Source organism: Pseudomonas sp. HMSC08G10 (assembly GCF_001808425.1).
GTDB classification, from domain to species: Bacteria; Pseudomonadota; Gammaproteobacteria; order Pseudomonadales; family Pseudomonadaceae; genus Aquipseudomonas; species Aquipseudomonas guariconensis.
This window is the reverse complement of record NZ_KV793307.1, coordinates 99,577-116,775: the sequence shown is the minus strand read 5'-3', so window position 1 is coordinate 116,775 and position 17,199 is coordinate 99,577. Positions and strand designations below refer to the sequence as shown.

13 protein-coding genes and 1 pseudogene are annotated in these 17,199 nt (G+C 59.3%); 7 read left to right on the top strand and 7 right to left on the bottom strand.

Annotated elements, in window-relative coordinates:
- Positions 1-7: 7 nt before the first annotated feature.
- Positions 8-1,429: an aminotransferase-like domain-containing protein gene (locus tag HMPREF3173_RS12940; protein WP_070573607.1), complete on the bottom strand. Its 1,422-nt coding sequence runs from the start codon at positions 1,427-1,429 to the stop codon at positions 8-10.
- Positions 1,430-1,773: 344 nt separating this feature from the next.
- Here HMPREF3173_RS12940 and HMPREF3173_RS12935 point away from each other — a divergent pair, with 344 nt between their 5' ends.
- The gene (locus HMPREF3173_RS12935; protein WP_070573605.1) at positions 1,774-3,174 is read left to right on the top strand and encodes an amino acid permease; all 1,401 of its coding nucleotides are present in this window, start codon (positions 1,774-1,776) and stop codon (positions 3,172-3,174) included.
- Between the two features lie 67 nt (positions 3,175-3,241).
- On the opposite strand, the gene HMPREF3173_RS12930 is transcribed toward HMPREF3173_RS12935, so the two are convergent.
- Genes HMPREF3173_RS12930 through araD1 form a run of 4 tightly spaced genes read right to left on the bottom strand, consistent with a single transcriptional unit; the run spans position 3,242 to position 8,814 of the window.
- A complete protein-coding gene (locus HMPREF3173_RS12930) occupies positions 3,242-4,828 on the bottom strand; it encodes an aldehyde dehydrogenase (NADP(+)) (RefSeq protein WP_070573604.1) in 1,587 nt (528 codons plus the stop codon).
- Between the two features lie 30 nt (positions 4,829-4,858).
- Positions 4,859-6,412: a UxaA family hydrolase gene (locus HMPREF3173_RS12925; protein WP_070573602.1), complete on the bottom strand. Its 1,554-nt coding sequence runs from the start codon at positions 6,410-6,412 to the stop codon at positions 4,859-4,861.
- Positions 6,413-6,439: 27 nt separating this feature from the next.
- Positions 6,440-7,759 carry an MFS transporter gene (locus HMPREF3173_RS12920; protein ID WP_177343697.1) on the bottom strand — a complete coding sequence of 440 codons (1,320 nt, stop codon included), beginning with the start codon at positions 7,757-7,759 and terminating at the stop codon, positions 6,440-6,442.
- Positions 7,760-7,815: 56 nt separating this feature from the next.
- Positions 7,816-8,814: an AraD1 family protein gene (gene araD1 / locus HMPREF3173_RS12915; protein ID WP_070573597.1), complete on the bottom strand. Its 999-nt coding sequence runs from the start codon at positions 8,812-8,814 to the stop codon at positions 7,816-7,818.
- Positions 8,815-8,922: 108 nt separating this feature from the next.
- On the opposite strand from araD1, the gene HMPREF3173_RS12910 reads away from it, so the two are divergent.
- The gene (locus HMPREF3173_RS12910) at positions 8,923-9,840 is read left to right on the top strand and encodes a LysR family transcriptional regulator (protein ID WP_070573595.1); all 918 of its coding nucleotides are present in this window, start codon (positions 8,923-8,925) and stop codon (positions 9,838-9,840) included.
- An 84-nt stretch (positions 9,841-9,924) separates the two neighbouring features.
- Here the strand turns inward: HMPREF3173_RS12910 and HMPREF3173_RS12905 are convergent, their stop codons facing one another.
- Together HMPREF3173_RS12905 and HMPREF3173_RS12900 are read right to left on the bottom strand one after the other, a co-directional pair.
- Positions 9,925-10,908 (bottom strand): acrylyl-CoA reductase (NADPH), encoded by a 984-nt coding sequence (locus tag HMPREF3173_RS12905; protein WP_070573594.1) that lies wholly within the window; start codon positions 10,906-10,908, stop codon positions 9,925-9,927.
- A gap of 47 nt (positions 10,909-10,955) precedes the next feature.
- The gene (locus HMPREF3173_RS12900) at positions 10,956-11,495 is read right to left on the bottom strand and encodes an acrylate utilization transcriptional regulator AcuR (RefSeq protein ID WP_070573592.1); all 540 of its coding nucleotides are present in this window, start codon (positions 11,493-11,495) and stop codon (positions 10,956-10,958) included.
- Between the two features lie 173 nt (positions 11,496-11,668).
- On the opposite strand from HMPREF3173_RS12900, the gene gcvA reads away from it, so the two are divergent.
- The 5 genes and pseudogenes from gcvA to HMPREF3173_RS25000 form a co-directional block, all read left to right on the top strand.
- A complete protein-coding gene (gcvA, locus tag HMPREF3173_RS12895; RefSeq protein ID WP_070573590.1) occupies positions 11,669-12,589 on the top strand; it encodes a transcriptional regulator GcvA in 921 nt (306 codons plus the stop codon).
- A 213-nt stretch (positions 12,590-12,802) separates the two neighbouring features.
- Entirely contained in the window at positions 12,803-15,301 is a 2,499-nt protein-coding gene (locus HMPREF3173_RS12890) for a CoA transferase (protein ID WP_070573588.1), read from the top strand.
- A 127-nt stretch (positions 15,302-15,428) separates the two neighbouring features.
- A complete protein-coding gene (locus tag HMPREF3173_RS12885) occupies positions 15,429-16,586 on the top strand; it encodes an iron-containing alcohol dehydrogenase (RefSeq protein WP_070573586.1) in 1,158 nt (385 codons plus the stop codon).
- Between the two features lie 45 nt (positions 16,587-16,631).
- Positions 16,632-16,997, top strand: a pseudogene (locus tag HMPREF3173_RS12880) (aldehyde dehydrogenase family protein); the annotation flags it as partial.
- Positions 16,998-17,060: 63 nt separating this feature from the next.
- Positions 17,061-17,199: transposase (locus HMPREF3173_RS25000; RefSeq protein WP_371906674.1), on the top strand; the 139-nt coding region annotated here is incomplete at its 3' end.

The window sequence follows — 17,199 nt, the reverse complement described above, 5'->3', positions numbered from 1 at the left end:
CTAGGCTTCAGACCCTGTCGAACATGTGCAAATGGCCTTGCTGCGCGAAACGGGCAATGACGTCCAGGGCTTGGACAAGCTGCTCGCGAGACTTGGCCGCGGAAAGGTTGATGCGCACCGCATTGGGCGACAAGTCATGGCGCAAGCTGAACGCCCCGCCGGGCAGTAGCCCGACGCCATGCTCCTGGCAAATGCGGGCGAAACGTGACGCGCTCCAAGGCTCAGGCAGCTGCAGCCAGGCATGTGTGCCAACAACGTTGGCTTGGTAATGCAGGTCCTTGAGGTGCTCTGCTAGCAATGTCTGGCGTTCGCGCAATTCCTCGCGCTGATGGGCAATCAGAGCCTCGGTGGCGCGATCCTCGATCAAGCGTGTCGCGATCAGCGCATTAAGCGGTGAAATGCTCCAGCAGTCGATGCGCAAAGTGGTGGCGATGTTCTGCACCTGTCCGGGTGGCGCGACGACGAAGCCGATGCGTAGGCCCGGTGCAATGCATTTGGAGAGGGCGGTGACATAGAACGTCCGCGCAGAGCGTCGCGATATGAATGTCTCGTCCCTGTGCTCGAGCAATGGCCGATAGACATCGTCCTCGATAAGCCAAAGGTCGTCGTGTGGTGCAAGTACTTCAAGAAGGTCCGCACGACGTTGCGCGTCGAGGGTGATGGCAGTCGGGTTGTGGATCGACGGCACGAGGAACAGTATCCGTGGCGCGTAGGTAGCGATAGCCTCGCCCAGGGCTTGAGGATTCATGCCCCGCTCATCCCCATCTACACCGACCAGGTTCAGCCCCAATGACCGGCACAGGGCGTTGATGCCCTGATAGGTAATGCTATCGGCCAAGACCGTGTCTCCTGCCACTGTCATGGCGCGCAAGATGCAGGCGATGCCGTGCTGAGCACCTTCGGTGATCACAACATTGCTCGCTTTAGCGGGTACATCCAGCGCACACAACCAGTTCGCCGCGGCCTCTCGCGCCCAGGGCATGCCTTCGGAGGGGTGATATTCCTTCATCCCGGCAAAGCGCGGGTCGCTGACCAGGCGCGGCAGGAGGGTGGCCAAAGCCTGGGTGTAGGCATCGGTAGCGGGGCGGTTGACGCTGAGGTCGATCATGCCCGGTGCATCGCTTGGCGCCGACTGGAACTGCACTTGTACCTGGCGCGGCACCGCAACCTGGGTGCCCCGCCCTGGACGACTCTCGACCAGGCCTTGCTCCTGCAATACGGCCATGGCGCGGGTCACGGTGGTGATGTTGATGCCCAGTTCAGCGGCCAGCTCGCGATGGGGTGGAAGCCGTTCGCCGGGACGCAGGGTGCCACTGTGAATGGCATCGGAAAGGGAGGAGGCCAGTTGCGCGTAGAGTGTTTCAGTGCTGTCGCGCTGCAGCAGCGTTTCCGTCTTTAGGGCAGCAAGTAGCTCTTTGAATGGGCTCATGGCCTAATTTTTCCTTGTGCTTATCCTTCACATAGCAGGATAACAGCCGGGCTTGTCCTGTATTCTTACCCATGACAAACGATGTTGACAAGACATATATCGGTTGATAGCTTCAAATTGTACTGCTTGTCATGCATTACAACAATACGAACCCTACGGTAGGAATTCGCCATGACAGATCAGCCGTTCCAAAGCCTGGCGCGCAGCCCGCTTGCATTGCTTCCAGTTCCAGGGGACTGCGGCAGACGCCCAGAATATCCGGCGCCGCATCACATTTCATCATCCGATGTCTCGTTCGGTGAGGCTCGCTTGTACGGCAACACGCAGGATCAGGAGGTGCACCCGTGAGCAATTCTCTGAAGCTGGATGAACCGCGTGAGCGCCGGCTGAGCGGCGCCTTGCGGCAGCGGCACATCACCATGATCTCGCTGGGCGGCATCATTGGCGCCGGCCTGTTCGTTGGCAGCAGTGCAACCATTGGCGCGATCGGCCCCGCAGCGTTCCTCAGTTATCTTGCCGCCGGCATCCTGGTGATGCTGGTAATGCGCATGCTCGGTGAAATGGCGGTGGCGATACCGGGCGTTGGATCGTTTACCGAGTACGCGCGACTGGGCCTTGGCAACTGGGTCGGTTTCACCAGTGGCTGGTTGTACTGGTACTTCTGGGTCATTGTCGTCGCGGTAGAGGCAGTGGTCGGCGCCGACATATTGAAGCAATGGATCCCGCTGCCCGCCTGGACCATCGGCCTGAGCCTGCTGGCAATCATGACCGCGATTAATTGTCTGTCGGTGAAGTCCTATGGCGAGTTCGAGTATTGGTTCGCGTCACTCAAGGTGTTCGCCATCATCGTGTTCATCGGCCTGGGTTGCGCCTATCTGTTCGGTTGGGCGCCTAGCACCGGCGCCTTGCTCGATAACCTGGTCAACGACCGCGGCTTCATGCCTTACGGCATCGGCGCTGTGCTCGCCGGTGTGCCAACAGTGATCTTCGCCGTGGGCGGCGCAGAAATCGCTACCATCGCTGCAGCCGAATCGGATGATCCTTCCAAGAGTGTCGCTGCAATGACCCGCTCGGTGATCTTCAGGGTGATCGCGTTCTACGTCATCTCTATTCTGTTGATCGTCTGTATCGTGCCTTGGGGCAGTATCGAGGCTGGGCATTCCCCCTTCGTCGCCGCCATGGAGGTCATGCACGTACCGGGTGCGACGGCGATCATGGAAGCCGTGGTTCTGGTCGCCGTGCTGTCGGCGCTGAATTCCGGGTTGTATGTGTCCTCGCGCATTCTGTTCGGCCTCAGCGAGCGTGGCGATGCGCCGACTGCACTGTCGCAACTGACCGGGCACCGGGTACCACGCATGGCGGTACTGCTGAGCAGTATGATTGGCTACATTGCTATCGCCGCAGCGATCGCATCACCGCAAGGTGTTTTCCTTTTCCTGGTGAACGCCTCGGGCGCCATCATGTTGTTTGTCTACCTGGCCATCGCGATCGCTCAAGTGCGGCTGCGCCGTCAACTGGAGCGCGAAGCGCCACAGCGCCTGACGCTGCGCATGTGGCTGTTCCCCGGTTTGTCCTACGCGGTTATCGCCGCCATCGTCGGGGTGCTGGTGGCTATGGCGTTCCAGGAAGGGCTGCGCACGCAACTGCTAGCCAGCCTGATCAGCCTGGCGGTGGTTTCGGCGGCACACCTGTTGGTGCGCAAGCGCCAGTTGCACGCCGGGCAACGTGGGACGCGCGCTGCATAATCGCGCCGTCGGATCGAACCCCCGCCAACTGGCGGGGTTTTCTCATGATGGCTCCTGAAAGCGCAGGCTAAACTGCCACCGCTTCCCGACTATATTCCCCATCGATCAGTCGCAAGAGGCCCAATGGGTTGGCATTTTGCAGCGCAGGGGGCAGGAGGTCATCGGGGTAGTTTTGGAAGCACACTGGCCGCAGGAAGCGATCGATGGCCAAGGTCCCTACAGAGGTACCGCGGGTATCAGAAGTGGCGGGGTAGGGGCCGCCGTGTACCATGGCGTCGCAGACTTCCACACCGGTTGGATAGCCATTGAGCAGCAGTCGGCCGACTTTTTCCTGCAACAGATCGCTCAACCAGCCATAGGCCAGCAGCTCGGACGGTTCGCCGAGGAGGGTCGCGGTCAGTTGACCACGCAGGGCCTTGATAGCATCGGCCAGCTGAGCCTGGTCTTCGACCTCGATCAGCAAGGTCGCGGGGCCGAAAACCTCCTCCTGCAACAGCTCATCACCTTCAAGCAGCAGGCTGACGTCAGCTGTGAACAGCTGTGGCGAGGCTTGTTGCATCCCTTGCGACGCGCCGGCCAAGTGCTGGATGCCTGGGTGGGCGTGTAGGTGCTCCAAGCCTTGACGGTAGCTGGCCAGGGTACCGACATTGAGCATGGTCTGCGCCGGTTGGTCGGCCATCTGGGCTTTGAGCTGCTCGACGAAAGCGCTGAATGTAGGGGTGCGCAGGCCGAGGATCAGGCCTGGATTGGTGCAAAACTGTCCACATCCCAGTGTGACCGAGACGCTCAGCTCGCGTGCGATCGCCTCGCCGCGTACGCGCAAGGCTTCGGGTAGAACGATCACCGGGTTGATGCTGGACATTTCGGCGAAAACCGGGATTGGCTGCGGCCGCTCGGCGGCCATCCGGCACAAGGCGTTGCCGCCCTTGAGCGAGCCAGTGAAGCCGACCGCCTGAATCGCCGGATGTTTCACCAGCCATTCACCGACGCCGCCTCCATAGACCATATTGAACACGCCCGCTGGCATCGAGGTGCGCTCAGCAGCACGCAGAATGGCATTGGCCACGCACTCGGCGGTGGCCATGTGGCCGCTGTGGGCCTTGAACACCACCGGACAACCAGCGGCCAGCGCCGAGGCAGTGTCGCCGCCGGCGGTGGAGAACGCCAATGGGAAGTTGCTGGCGCCGAACACCGCGACCGGGCCAATGCCGATGCGGTATTGGCGCAGGTCCGGGCGAGCTGCAGGCTGGCGTTGGGGTAGCGCACGGTCGATGCGGGCGCCATAGAAGTCGCCACGGCGCAAGACCTTGGCGAACAGGCGCATTTGCATGCTGGTACGTCCACGCTCACCCAAGATGCGACCGTTGGGCAGCGCTGTTTCCCGGCACACCGTGGCGATGAAGTCTTCCCCCAGGGCGTCGAGTTCATCGGCAATGGCCTCTAGGAAGTCCGCACGTTTCCAAGCGGGCAGGCTGCGATAGGCCGGGAAGGCGGCCGCAGCGGCCTTGGCAGCGGCGTCCACCTCCACTTCGGTGGCCTGGCTGAACAGGCCTGGCAAGGGTTCGCCAGTAGTGGCGTCCAGGCTCTCGAGCTGGATGTTGCCTTGGGCCGAGCGTTGGCCGCCGATGTAGTTGTGACCGAGGATCCGGGTCATGACAGGCTCCTGTAAGCGTAAACAAGGAAATCAGGTGATAGCGCCGATCTGCCACGGCACGAACTCGTTCTGGCCATAGCCGTGCTGCTCGCTTTTGCTGCGCTCGCCTGAGGCAATGCGCAGCATCAGTCGATAGATGTGTTCGCCACGCTCCTCGATGGTCATGCTGCCGTCAGCGATACCGCCGCAGTTCACATCCATGTCTTCTTCCTGGGTTTCCCACAGACGCGTGTTGGTGGCCAACTTGATCGAGGGGGAGGGCGCGCAGCCGTAGGCCGAGCCGCGCCCGGTGGTGAAGGCGATCAGGTTGGCACCACCTGCGACCTGGCCGGTGGCGGAGATCGGGTCGTAGCCGGGGGTGTCCATGAACACCAGGCCATGGGCGCGTACCGGCTCGGCATATTCATAGACATCCATCAGGTCACTGGAACCGGCCTTGGCCACAGCACCGAGGGACTTTTCCAAGATGGTGGTCAGGCCGCCGGCCTTGTTGCCGGCCGAAGGGTTGTTGTTCAACTCGGCGCCCATGCGCTGGCAATAGGCTTCCCACCACCGGATGCGGGCGATCAGTTTTTCGCCGACCTGCTGGCTCACCGCGCGGCGCGTTAGCAAATGCTCGGCGCCATAGATTTCCGGAGTTTCCGAGAGGATCGCAGTACCGCCAGCGGCCACCAGGCGATCCACGGCATTGCCCAGTGCCGGGTTGGCGGTGATGCCCGAATAGCCATCCGAGCCACCGCATTGCAGTCCCACAGTGAGGTGACGCACGCTGACAGGTTGACGCTCGACGCGGTTGGCTTGCTCGAGCAGCGACTTCACCTGGGCGATCCCGCTGGCGATGGTCTTGGATGTGCCGCCGGTACCCTGGATGGTGAAGGTGCGCAGCGCATTGCAACTCTCCAGGCCTTGGGCGGCGAGCAAGTCGGGAATCTGGTTCGTCTCGCAGCCAAGACCGATCAACAGCACCGCGGAGAAGTTGGCGTGTACCGCGTACCCACCCAGGGTCCGACGCAACATCGCCAACGCTTCACCACTGGGATCGACGGCACAGCCGACACCGTGGGTCAGGGCGACCACGCCATCGACATTGGGGTAGGGCGCCAGAGCTTCGGGATGGATGTCACGGCGGAAATGATCAGCGATCGCTCGGGCTACCGTGGCCGAGCAGTTAACCGAGGTCAGGATGCCGATGTAATTGCGCGTAGCAACCCGGCCATCCGGGCGCACGATTCCCATGAAAGTGTCTTCTACGGGGGCTTGCACGCCCCGAGCATCGATACCGAACGCATAGTCGCGGGCGAAGTCGCCCATCGCCAGGTTGTGCACATGCACATGTTCTCCGGCCTCGATGGCCTGGCTGGCGAAGCCGATGATCTGCCCGTAACGGCGCAGGGGTTGGCCTGCTTCGAGATCGCGGGCGGCCACCTTGTGGCCGGCGGGGATCGGTTCGCGCACCCGCACGCCTTCTTCCAGTTGCAAGTCTTTGGGCAGCGCCTGGCGGGCGATCAGCACGTCGTCCAGTGGGTTGAGTCGAATCACGGCGTTGGCAGCACTTTCACTGCCCGTCTTTGTAATCAATTGCATGACATTTACCTCAAGGGGACGCGGCACTCAGGCCAGGCCGCGTTCGCGATAGTCGATCAGCCCCGAGAACAGCATCAGGCCGAACGCCATGACCACGAAGAAGATCAGGGCCAGGAAGTAGGAACCGGTGAACTGCACGATCAGGCCGATCAGGATCGGCACCAGAACACCGACCATGTTGCCGCAGAAGTTCATGCTGCCGCCCAGCACGCCCGCCTTGGACTTGCCGCCAAGGATCGCCGGCAGGCACCAGTACATGCCGCACCAGCGAATGAAGAACAGCGCGACGCAGAGCAGGGCGATGACCTTCACGGCATCCGGGGTATAGGCGACCAGCAGGATGCACAAGGCAGCCACGGCTGCAGAACCTGCGAACATGATGCGCATCACGGTGTTCGGCTGCCCACCGTTGGTTTTCCATTTGTCGGCGATCCAGCCGCCGACCAACTCGCCGACGAAGCCGCACATGAAAATCAGGAAAGTCGCGCCGCCCATGGCCTTGATGTCGAGGTTATGAGCCTTGTGCAGGTAGCTCGGCATCCAGGTCAGCAAACCGTAGAACACGCTGTTGTAGCAGGCATAGCCGGCAAACATGCACAGCACCGAACGGCTCTTGAGCAGTTCCTTGAGCACGGCCTTGCGGTTGCCGTTGTGCTTGCTGGCAGCTTCATTGGCCTGGGTGATGTAAGACAACTCGGCGGTGTTGACCTGCGGGTGTTCGCTTGGATGGTTGCGGATGTACCACCAGGCCCAGACACCGACGACGATGGTGCCGACACCCGCGATGATGAATGCGATGCGCCACGAGTCGAACCAAGTGATCAGGCCTGCGATGATGATCGCTCCCAGCGCGGTGCCCAACGGGGCGCCGCCATCAACCAAGGTCGCACCACGGCCGCGTTCGTTCGGCGTCAACCAAGCACCATTGAGCTTGGCGCCTGCCGGCATGATCGGCGACTCGGCAACGCCCAGGCCGACACGGGTGATCAGCAAGGTGATCCAGTGGTGGGCAAAGCCGCCCAGCGCCTGGAAGGCCCCCCAGCCGACCGTGGCCACGCCGATGATGTTGCGCACCTGGAAGCGGTCCAGCAGCATGCCGCTGGGAATCTGCATCAGAGCGTAGGACCAGAAGAAAGCGCTGAGTATCAGGCCCTCCAGCGCCGGGGTCAGTTCGAATTCGGCCGAAATCAACGGCAACGCTACCGACAGCGAGGCGCGGTCGATGTAGTTGATGGCAGCGAGCAACAGGAGAATCAGGAAGATCCGCCAGCGTACGTTGGTCGGGCGGGCAGTGTCGGCACTCGCCAGGGACGACGAGGGTGACGCCGTGTAAGGGCTATTCTTCATGCTCATCTCTCTCTTATGGTTCTTATGAAATGCCGGCGCAGCTAAGCGCCGCTGAATCAGAGCGCCGTCACCTGTCCAGGTGCGAACGTCGCTGGCGACAGGGCGATGCCGTTGCGCAGCGGGGCACCGAACTCCGGCAGGCTGATTTCGAATACGTCACCGACAGCTGTCCTGACGTGGTCGGCGAACGACAAGGTCGCGGTGCCGAAGAAGTGAATGTGCACATCGCCAGGACGCAAGAACTGCGCATACTTGAAGTGGTGGTACTCCAGGTTTTCCAGGGAGTGACACATGTTGTCCTCGCCACTGAGGAACGTCTTTTCCCAGATCACGCTGTTGCCCCGAAGGATTCGGCTGACACCATCCAGGTGGCGCGGCAACTCGCCTATCCGCAGTTCAGGGCCGAACGAGCAATTGCGCAGTTTGGAGTGAGCCAGGTACAGGTAGTTGCGCCGCTCCATCACATGATCGGAAAACTCGTTGCCGATGGCGAAGCCCAGTCGATAGGGGCGGCCATCTTCGCCGATGACATAAAGCCCGGCGAGCTCCGGCTCCTCACCTGCATCCTCGGCAAAGGCCGGGCTCTGGAACGCTTGGCCTGGACGGACCACTATCGAACCGTCGCCCTTGTAAAACCATTCCGGCTGCACGCCAGCAGTCCCAGGGGTAGGGCGCCCCCCTTCGATGCCCCACTGGAAAATGCGCGCCGTGTCGGTCAGAGCAGCGGCATCGTCGATTTTCTGCTGGTGCATCTTGTCACGCGTCGAGGCGCTGCCCAGGTGGGTCAGGCCTGTTCCGCTGACCAGGCAATGGGCGGGATCTTCGTGGTCCAGCGGTGGCAGTACGCGACACTCCGCCAGCATCAGGGCGTAGCACTCATCGCTGTTCTCAAGGCCTCGCGCAATAACTTCGTCGCCCAGGCTGCGCCGGTTGCGGATGGCCGCCAGGGCCAGTTCGCGCATGTGTGTGGTATTGCGTACGACCTGAATTACGTCGCCTTCGACCACCCCGACACGGCGCTGGGCATGGCCAGTTTCAAATTGGATCAGACGCATGCTGACTCCTGTTGTTCTTGTGGGATCAATTGCTGGCCACTTTATTTCTCCTGGTCGATGCTGCCTAATGAGAGCTACTGACACCGCGATAACTTTTAGTGATCCCCTATGCTCCCATCCCTGACTTCCATGGCTTCGCGACTGCGCCTTCGACAGTTGCGCCTTCTGATCAGCCTCGATGAACTTGGCTCGATCCACAAAGCGGCCGAGGCAATGTCCATTACCCAGCCTGGGGCCACCAAGGCCCTCAACGAGATCGAGTCAACCCTGGGCGCGGTGCTGTTCGACCGCACCAACAAAGGGCTGGAGGCCAATGACCTGGGGCGTTGCGTGGTGCGCTATGCGCGCTTGATCAACACAGATCTTGCCCACCTGCGAGAAGAGATGCTGGGGATCCTCCAGGGGCACGGGGGGCGTCTCTCGGTGGGCACCATCATGGGGGCAGTGCCAATGATGGTGGAGGGTTTAGCGCGCTTGCGCGAAGCTCAACCGGATCTCTCGGTCACTGTGGTAGAGGACACCAGCGACCGCTTGCTCAGCTTGCTCGATCAGGGACGACTGGACGTGGTGATTTGTCGAACCAGCGTCAGCCATCGACCGGCAGCTTACGAAAGCCGGGTCAAGCACCAGGAACAACTCGTGTTGGTGGCCAACCCGGCCCACCCCTTGGCTGGCAGCCAATCCCTGAGCTTGTCCCAGCTGACTGACTCGCGCTGGGTGGTGTTTCCGGTGAACATGCCCCTGCGCCTTACGCTCGAGCGAGAGTTTCGTGAGGCCGGGTTGAGCTTTCCGCAGTATCCCATCGAAACCTCATCAACCTTCACCACATTGTCGATGCTGCAGCAGGATGCCGGACTGCTCGCCGTCATGCCGTGGGATGTGGCCAAAGTGGCCGTGGAGCACGGCATGTTGGTACGGCTGCCATTGCAACTGATGTCGCGAAGTGGACCTTACGAAGTGGTCACACGACGCGACGTTGAACTGAGCAGTCCTACACAGGTTCTCATTGATATCCTAATGCAATGAGCTTCTTTAAATTTATTACCTAGAAGCGTACACGGCCCGCACGAGTGTTCGCCTATGAATCAGTCCATGTACCAGGCGACCATCCTAGCCGTTTACGTCGACAATCAGCCGGCCACGAATCGTTCCGTCCATCAGGCTAGCGGCAGCTGCAATCGCGCCCCCGAGGGGGATGTCTTTGGTCATCAGCGACAATGCGCCGAGGTTCAACTGGTTCGACAGCCTGTCCCAAGCTTCGATTCGCCGCTCAAAAGGCTGTGTAACGCTGTTGATGCCGAGCAGGCTTACCCCTCGAAGAATGAACGGTGCAACGGTGGCCGGGAAATCCATTCCCTGGGCCAATCCACATGCGGCTACCAAGCCTTCAGACATTGTGCTTGCGCACGCATTGGCCAGCGTATGACTGCCGACCGAGTCGATAACGGCCGCCCATTTTTCTTTTGCCAATGGACGCCCCGGGGCAGAAAGTTCGGTCCGCTCAATGATCGTTGTTGCCCCCAGGCTTTTCAGATAGGCGGCTTCGCTGGCTTTTCCGGTTGCGGCAGTGACGGTATACCCAGCACCGGCCAGAAGGCTGATGGCGAAACTACCGACGCCACCGGTGGCGCCTGTGACCAGTACTGGCCCATGGGAGGGTTTTAACCCGTGGCGCTCCAATGCCATCAAGCACAGCATAGCGGTGTATCCAGCGGTGCCGATGGCCATGGTTTGGCGTTCATTTAGGCGTTTTGGGTGAGGGATCAGCCAGTCGCCATTCAATCTCGCTTTTTGTGCAAGCCCGCCCCAATGGCTTTCACCCACTCCCCAACCATTGAGCAGTACGCGATCGCCAGGCTGGTACCGAGGATCGTCACTTGCTTCGACAATGCCCGCGAGGTCGATGCCCGGCACCATCGGAAATTGACGAACAACCGGCCCTTTGCCGGTGATCGCGAGTGCATCCTTGTAGTTCAAGGTGCTGTAGGCCACCTTCACCGTCACGTTCCCAGTGGGTAGCTGATCATCCTTCAGCTCAGTGAGTCGGGCCGAATACTTGTCTTCCAGCTTCTCAATCAGAATGGCTTTGAACATTACTTTCCCTCATTTAGACCGGATGTCTTTAAATTGTCCGAGAGGAATCACCGCGTGATTCCCGTCAGAAAGCCTTGGAAAAAAATGTCCAGGGGACGGACATGTTGCGTCAGCCGTGCACGAAGAACGGCACCCTCCCAGCCAACCCAGAAGTAGGCTGCGAGGGCTTTGCAGTCATGCTCGTAAGACATCTCTCCCACCTTGACTGCTTCCTCCAGGCAGGCAGACAAGCGCTGCTCCCAGTCCTGTAGGGTCAGTTCCAGTAGTTCACGGAAGCTGTCTGGCAGCACCAAGACTTCCTGGCCAAGGTTGCCTACCAGGCAGCCTCTTCGGAACTGGTACTTGGCCATACCGATCTTCGCTTCTTCTACGAAGTTGGAAAGCCTTTGTAGCGGCGACATGCTCAGGTCGCTGAAACAGCGATCGAGCTTTCGAGCGAAGTAGTCTGCATAGCGCTGCAGTACCGCTTGGCCGAATGCTTCTTTACTGTCGAAGTAGTGATAGAACGACCCTTTGGGCACCTGCACGCGTTTGAGCACAGTATCGATGCCGGTGGTAGCAAAGCCCTGTTCGGTGAGGATTTCCATGCCGCAGCGCAACAAGAGCTCAAGCGTTTCGCCATGCTCACGTGCAATTTTGGGCGGTCGACCTCGACGGGGGATAGGTTTGGAGCTATTCATGCGTTGTAATTTAGACTGCTCGTCTCTAATGTCAATCACCGAGCGATTCGATCCCCGATGAGCCTAGCGTTGGATGCGTTATGAAAAAGCGTTTGCCTCCCCTGAACTGGCTCCGAGCTTTCGAGGTTTCTGCTCGGCTTCTGAATTTCACCCATGCCGCGGAAGAGCTCAATCTCACACAAGCGGCGATCAGTCAGCAGGTAAAGGCCTTGGAGTCCCAATTGGGCGTAGCGCTTTTCAAGCGTCTCCCGCGTGGGCTTGAGCTTACCGAGGCAGGTAAGTCCTACTTTCCAGTGGTGAGAGAATCAGTTGAGCGCCTCGCTGCATCCACGGATGAGATCTTTGGGCAAGGTCATCGAAGCGTGCTCAGCATCCGTAGCAGTCTGGTGTTCTTCACGCATTGGATAGCCCCCCGATTACACCGATTTAGAGCAAAGCATCCGGATGTCAGCATTCGAGTCGCAAGTAACATTTGGGTAGATGAAACGGAGTTCGATGCCGATCTCGAAATCAGGTATGGACAAGGGCGCTGGCCTGGCATGAAGGCCGAGCGACTGACGTGGGACACGCTGGTACCCGTGTGTTCACCTGCATTGATCACCGCGGAACGTCCGCTGCAGCGCCCTCAGGATCTTGCGATGCACCCTCTATTGCACGTGCTTGGCTATGAGGAAGGTTGGGGCTATTGGCTCAAGAAGAACAATGCAGAGCGCGTTGACTCGTCTCAGGGGATGCAGTTCGACACCCTTATTTCAGCATTGACGATTGCTGAGCTCGGCCAGGGCGTTGCGTTGGCTCGGTCTTCATTGGTCAAGCATCTTCTGGACGAGGGGCGCCTCGTCGCCCCGCTGGGATGTCATGTGCAGACCAAAGAAGCGTTCTACCTGGTTTATTCAGCCCACAGCATGGTCAATCCCGATGCGGCGGCTTTTGCCCAATGGCTGTGTGAAGAAGCCCATTCTTTCAAGTCGGACTCCGTGGAAGAAGACGAACACCCCTAGCAATAAGCAAAGCCATCAAGCAATAAAAAAAATGACCCCATAGGGTCATTTTTTATTGCTTTCGAGATGCCTTCGAATTTCTGAAAGTAGCAATCACATCGCAAGCCCTTGGATGGTGCAGTCGTCCAGGTGACCGGTTAGTACGAGGTCTCAATAACAACAATAACCGCGCCGGCAAATCTCGTTGGCTCGGGGCTACGTAGGGTTATCGTCATGGAGCATACCAACCAATTGCCTTTGCAAGGCGTCAATGTCATCGATTTTGGGCAGTACATCGCAGGACCTGCCGTAGCGATGATCCTTGCAGATCTGGGCGCGACTGTCGTTCACATCGACCCACTGGTTGGGCCTCTCTGGGATAGCCCGGCGAATGCCACGCTTAACCGCAACAAGCTATGCATGCGCCTGAATCTGAAGACTTCAGAGGGGCTGCATCAAGCTCGTGAACTCATCTCGCGTGCCGATATCGTGATCGAAAATTTCCGGCCTGGTGTCATGTCCAGGTTGGGCCTGGATTTCGCAGAGCTACGGCGTGCTCGTCCTGAGTTGATCACCTTGTCAATTCCAGGCTTCGCCAGTAATGACGAACTTCGGGCGCAATGGCGTGCTACCGAGGCAGTGATCGCTTCGGCCTCCGGTGTCTTCACCGACATGGGGCAAAACCGGGTACTGATGGGCATCAACCCTAGCTTTTCGCCGCTTCCGTTGGCGTCAGCGTATGGGACCATGCTGGCTGTGTCTTCTGTCGTGCTTGCTCTGCAGGCGCGTGAAAAGAATGGCGTGGGCGATCAGATCGAAGTTCCGTTGGCATCAGCGGTCATGGAAGGGCTGTCGTACAACTCGATCAAGATCGAGGGATACCCGCTGCGCTATAAGACGCTGCGTGAGAAAGAGAGCGAGCGTCGTCGCGCTGAGAACCTGCCGATGAACCTGAGCTATCAGGATCTGCAGGAGTTCCTAGACCCGTTCTACCGCACTTATGAGTGCGCGGATGGCCGTAAATTCTATGCCGTTTGCCCATCGCATCGGGAGCATGCCAAGCGCTGTTTGCAGGCTATGGGCATCTACGAAGAAATGATTGCCGCCGGCTTGCCCAAGGTTGATGACCCTTATCTGCCCATTGACCAGTGGGAAGGCAATGCATCGTTGGGTGTCTACCCGTTGCCTGCTGATTGGGCCGCACGCATCTCTGCCAGGATGAAAGAAGTATTCCTGACTAGAACAGCGGCGGAGTGGGAAATCATCTTCGGTGAGGGGCGGTTCCCCGGAGCTCCCCACAGGTCGACCCAAGAGTGGCTCCATGACGAGCATTCGAATACTGCTGGGCTGATCGTTGAGGTAGATGATCGCGAGTTCGGCATCATGAAACAGCCTGGCCCAATTGCCTGGTTGGAGGGATGCTCAGAGCCGATGCTGAAACCTCTTTCGCGTCGCGAGGTGAGCTATGAGCAAGCGTTGGCAACACTGTCCGAGCGTCCGGCACCTGCCTTGCCGCCTGCCAAGCTCGACAAACCTGCCGGCTGGCTGGATGGCGTCAAAATTCTCGACCTCACCAACGTTATCGCGGGGCCCCACTCGACGTCGTTCCTGGGGCGCTTCGGGGCGGATGTCATAAAGCTCGATCCTGTCGTACCTAATTATGATCCTTGGAACACCGTGGTCTTCGGTATGTCTTCGGCACGGGGCAAGGAAAGTGTTCTGGTCGACCTGAACAAGTCCGAAGGGCGGGAGGTTTTCAATCGTCTCGTGCGGGAGGTCGATGTCATCGTCATGAACGCTCCCGATCGCCAATTGGCACCGCTGGGCCTGGATGAGGCAAGCCTTCAGGCGGTGAACCCTGGAGTGATCTTCTGTCAGCTTGATTGCTTCGGCGGCCCACGCCGTGGCCCTCGCACTGATTATCTTGGGTATGACGACCTCATCCAGGCCACCACGGGGATCATGCTGCGGTTTGGTGGCGGCATGGAAACGCCGGAAGAACACGCTCACGTCGGCACTATCGACGTGATGTGTGGATTTGCTGCTGCTCTGGGTGTCGCAACAGCGCTCTATCGCAAACACCACTCTGGCGAAGTTTACCGGGCGCGCACCTCTCTGGCTTCGCTGGGAAATCTGGTGCAGATCCCGTTCTGCTACGACTACGCAGGCCGAGCGCCATTCAATGAGCCCTCCGGACGCGACGTAGTTGGCTACAGCGACCTTTCTCGCTTCTACAAGACGGCGGATGGCTGGATCTACCTGGATGCTTCCGAGCCAGAACTGCACAAATTTGAGGCCATCACCGAGTTCACCGGCTTGGCGTCTGCGAGTGATCGTGCGACCTACCTGCAAGCCGTCATTGGCCGCATGAGCAGTTCTTTCCTACAGGAGCGTCTTCAGGCTGGCAACATCGCTGCCGCGGTGCCGGACAACATCGATAACTTGCGCAGCCAATACAGCCGAACCGCTGATGGTTTGCCTGGGACGGAGAATGGAAGCTACTCCTTCAGCATCTATGCCGACCACCCAAGTGGGCATCGGGTTACACAGTTGGATCCCTACGCCATTCGTCCACGGGTAGCGCGTATTCGAGCTCTGCCACCGGCTGAGAAGTTTGGCGCTTCCACGCGCAAGGTGTTGGGGCGCTACGGCTATACCGACGCGCAAATTCAGTCGCTCTTGGACGCCGGCGCAATCGGCGAATCCTGGAGTGAGGAATACCTGCCGAGCTAACTGCTCAGAGCACGCCAAGGGGTAGGCCTTTGAAACGCTACCCCTTGCTTCCCGATTCACCGATTACACGAACACGGGCCTGAGGCTGCTCGAGGGCGCGTTCATGCCCAGGAAATGAGATAGAGCCATGACTTACAACAGCATCCTCCCACGTATCCTGCAAACCGGTGCCGGCGCCAGCCAGCAAATTCATCAGGTTCTGGCCAGCCTCGGCTGCCATAAGCCACTCATCATCACTGACCGGATGATGGTCGAGCTGGGTTATGCAGGTCGTATCAGCGCAGTACTGGCAGAACACGGAATAAACGTTGACGTTTTCTCCGACACCGTCCCCGAGCCTACCGTCGCTTCGATTCAAGTCGGCGTCGCAGCCGCCAGGGAAGGGGGCTATGACAGCATTGTCGCACTCGGTGGCGGAAGCCCGATCGACAGCGCCAAAGCGATTGGCATCCTGGCCAAGTTCGGCGGCGTCATGCGCGATTACAAGTTCCCGCGCAATGTTACCGAAATGGGCTTGCCGATCGTTGCCATTCCAACGACTGCCGGCACTGGCTCCGAAGTGACCCGCTTCACCATCATCACGGATGAGTCGACTGACGAAAAAATGCTGTGCGTCGGGGCAGGCTTCATGCCTGTTGCTGCCTTAGTCGACTACGAACTCACACTCTCGTTGCCGGCTCGGGTGACCGCAGATACCGGTATCGATGCGCTGACGCATGCGATCGAGGCTTACGTCAGCAAAAAAGCAAACCTGTTCAGCGATGCCCAGGCGCTATCTGCTATGCGGCTGATCGGGCCAAACCTTCGCAAGGTCTATCACGATGGCGCCGATCGTCTTGCGCGAGAGGCGGTCATGCTGGGGTCGACCCTTGCTGGTCTTGCTTTCTCGTCTGCGTCGGTTGCTTTAGTGCATGGCATGAGTCGTCCAATTGGTGCCGTGTTCCATGTGCCTCATGGCTTGTCGAACGCCATGTTGCTCCCTGAAGTAACGGCCTTTTCGATCCCCGCTGCACGTGACCGGTATGCGGATTGCGCGCGTGCAATGGGCGTTGCCGCTGAAAGCGATACGGATCAATCCGCAGTGGAAAAACTGCTGGAAGAGTTGGTGGCCATCAACGACGAACTGGACGTTCCGACCCCAGCACAATTCGGAATTGATCGAGAAAAATTCTTCGAACTGATGCCAACCATGGCCGCTCAGGCGCTGGCTTCCGGTTCACCTGGCAATAACCCGCGTGTGCCTACTGAGGCCGAGATGATCGAGCTTTATCGCAGCCTTTGGTAATCGAACGCCAACGCAATATTTGAATAACAAAAAGTGGAGTTTCACATGAATACTGTCGGTCATCTGATTAACGGCGAAGTCGTTCTCGAGTCCCAGCGCCCCCAGGATGTCTTCAATCCAGCCACCGGCCAGGTCGCTCGCCAAGTTGCGTTGGCATCGAGCCAGACGGTAGAGCACGCCATTGCTACTGCTGAAGCTGCTTTCCCGGCCTGGCGCGATACGCCGCCTATCAAGCGAGCTCGCATCATGTTCCGCTTCAAAGAGCTCCTGGAGCAGAACGCTGAGGCGATCTGCAAACTGATCGGTGAAGAGCACGGAAAAATTCCGCACGATGCTGCAGGCGAACTGCAGCGTGGCATTGAGAATGTCGAGTACGCTTGCGGGATCGCCGAACTGCTGAAAGGTGAACACTGAATCGCCCCTGGTTTCGTAGACACCTCCAAGCCTCATAATGAGGCCCAAATAGGAGGTGCCATGAGTCGTCAGCGTTACCCCGAAGAATTCAAGATCGAAGCGGTCAAGCAAGTGACCGAAAAAGGCAAGCCTGTCGCCGAGGTCGCCCAGCGGCTGGGCGTGTCCGAGCACAGCCTTTACGCCTGGATCAAGGTCTACA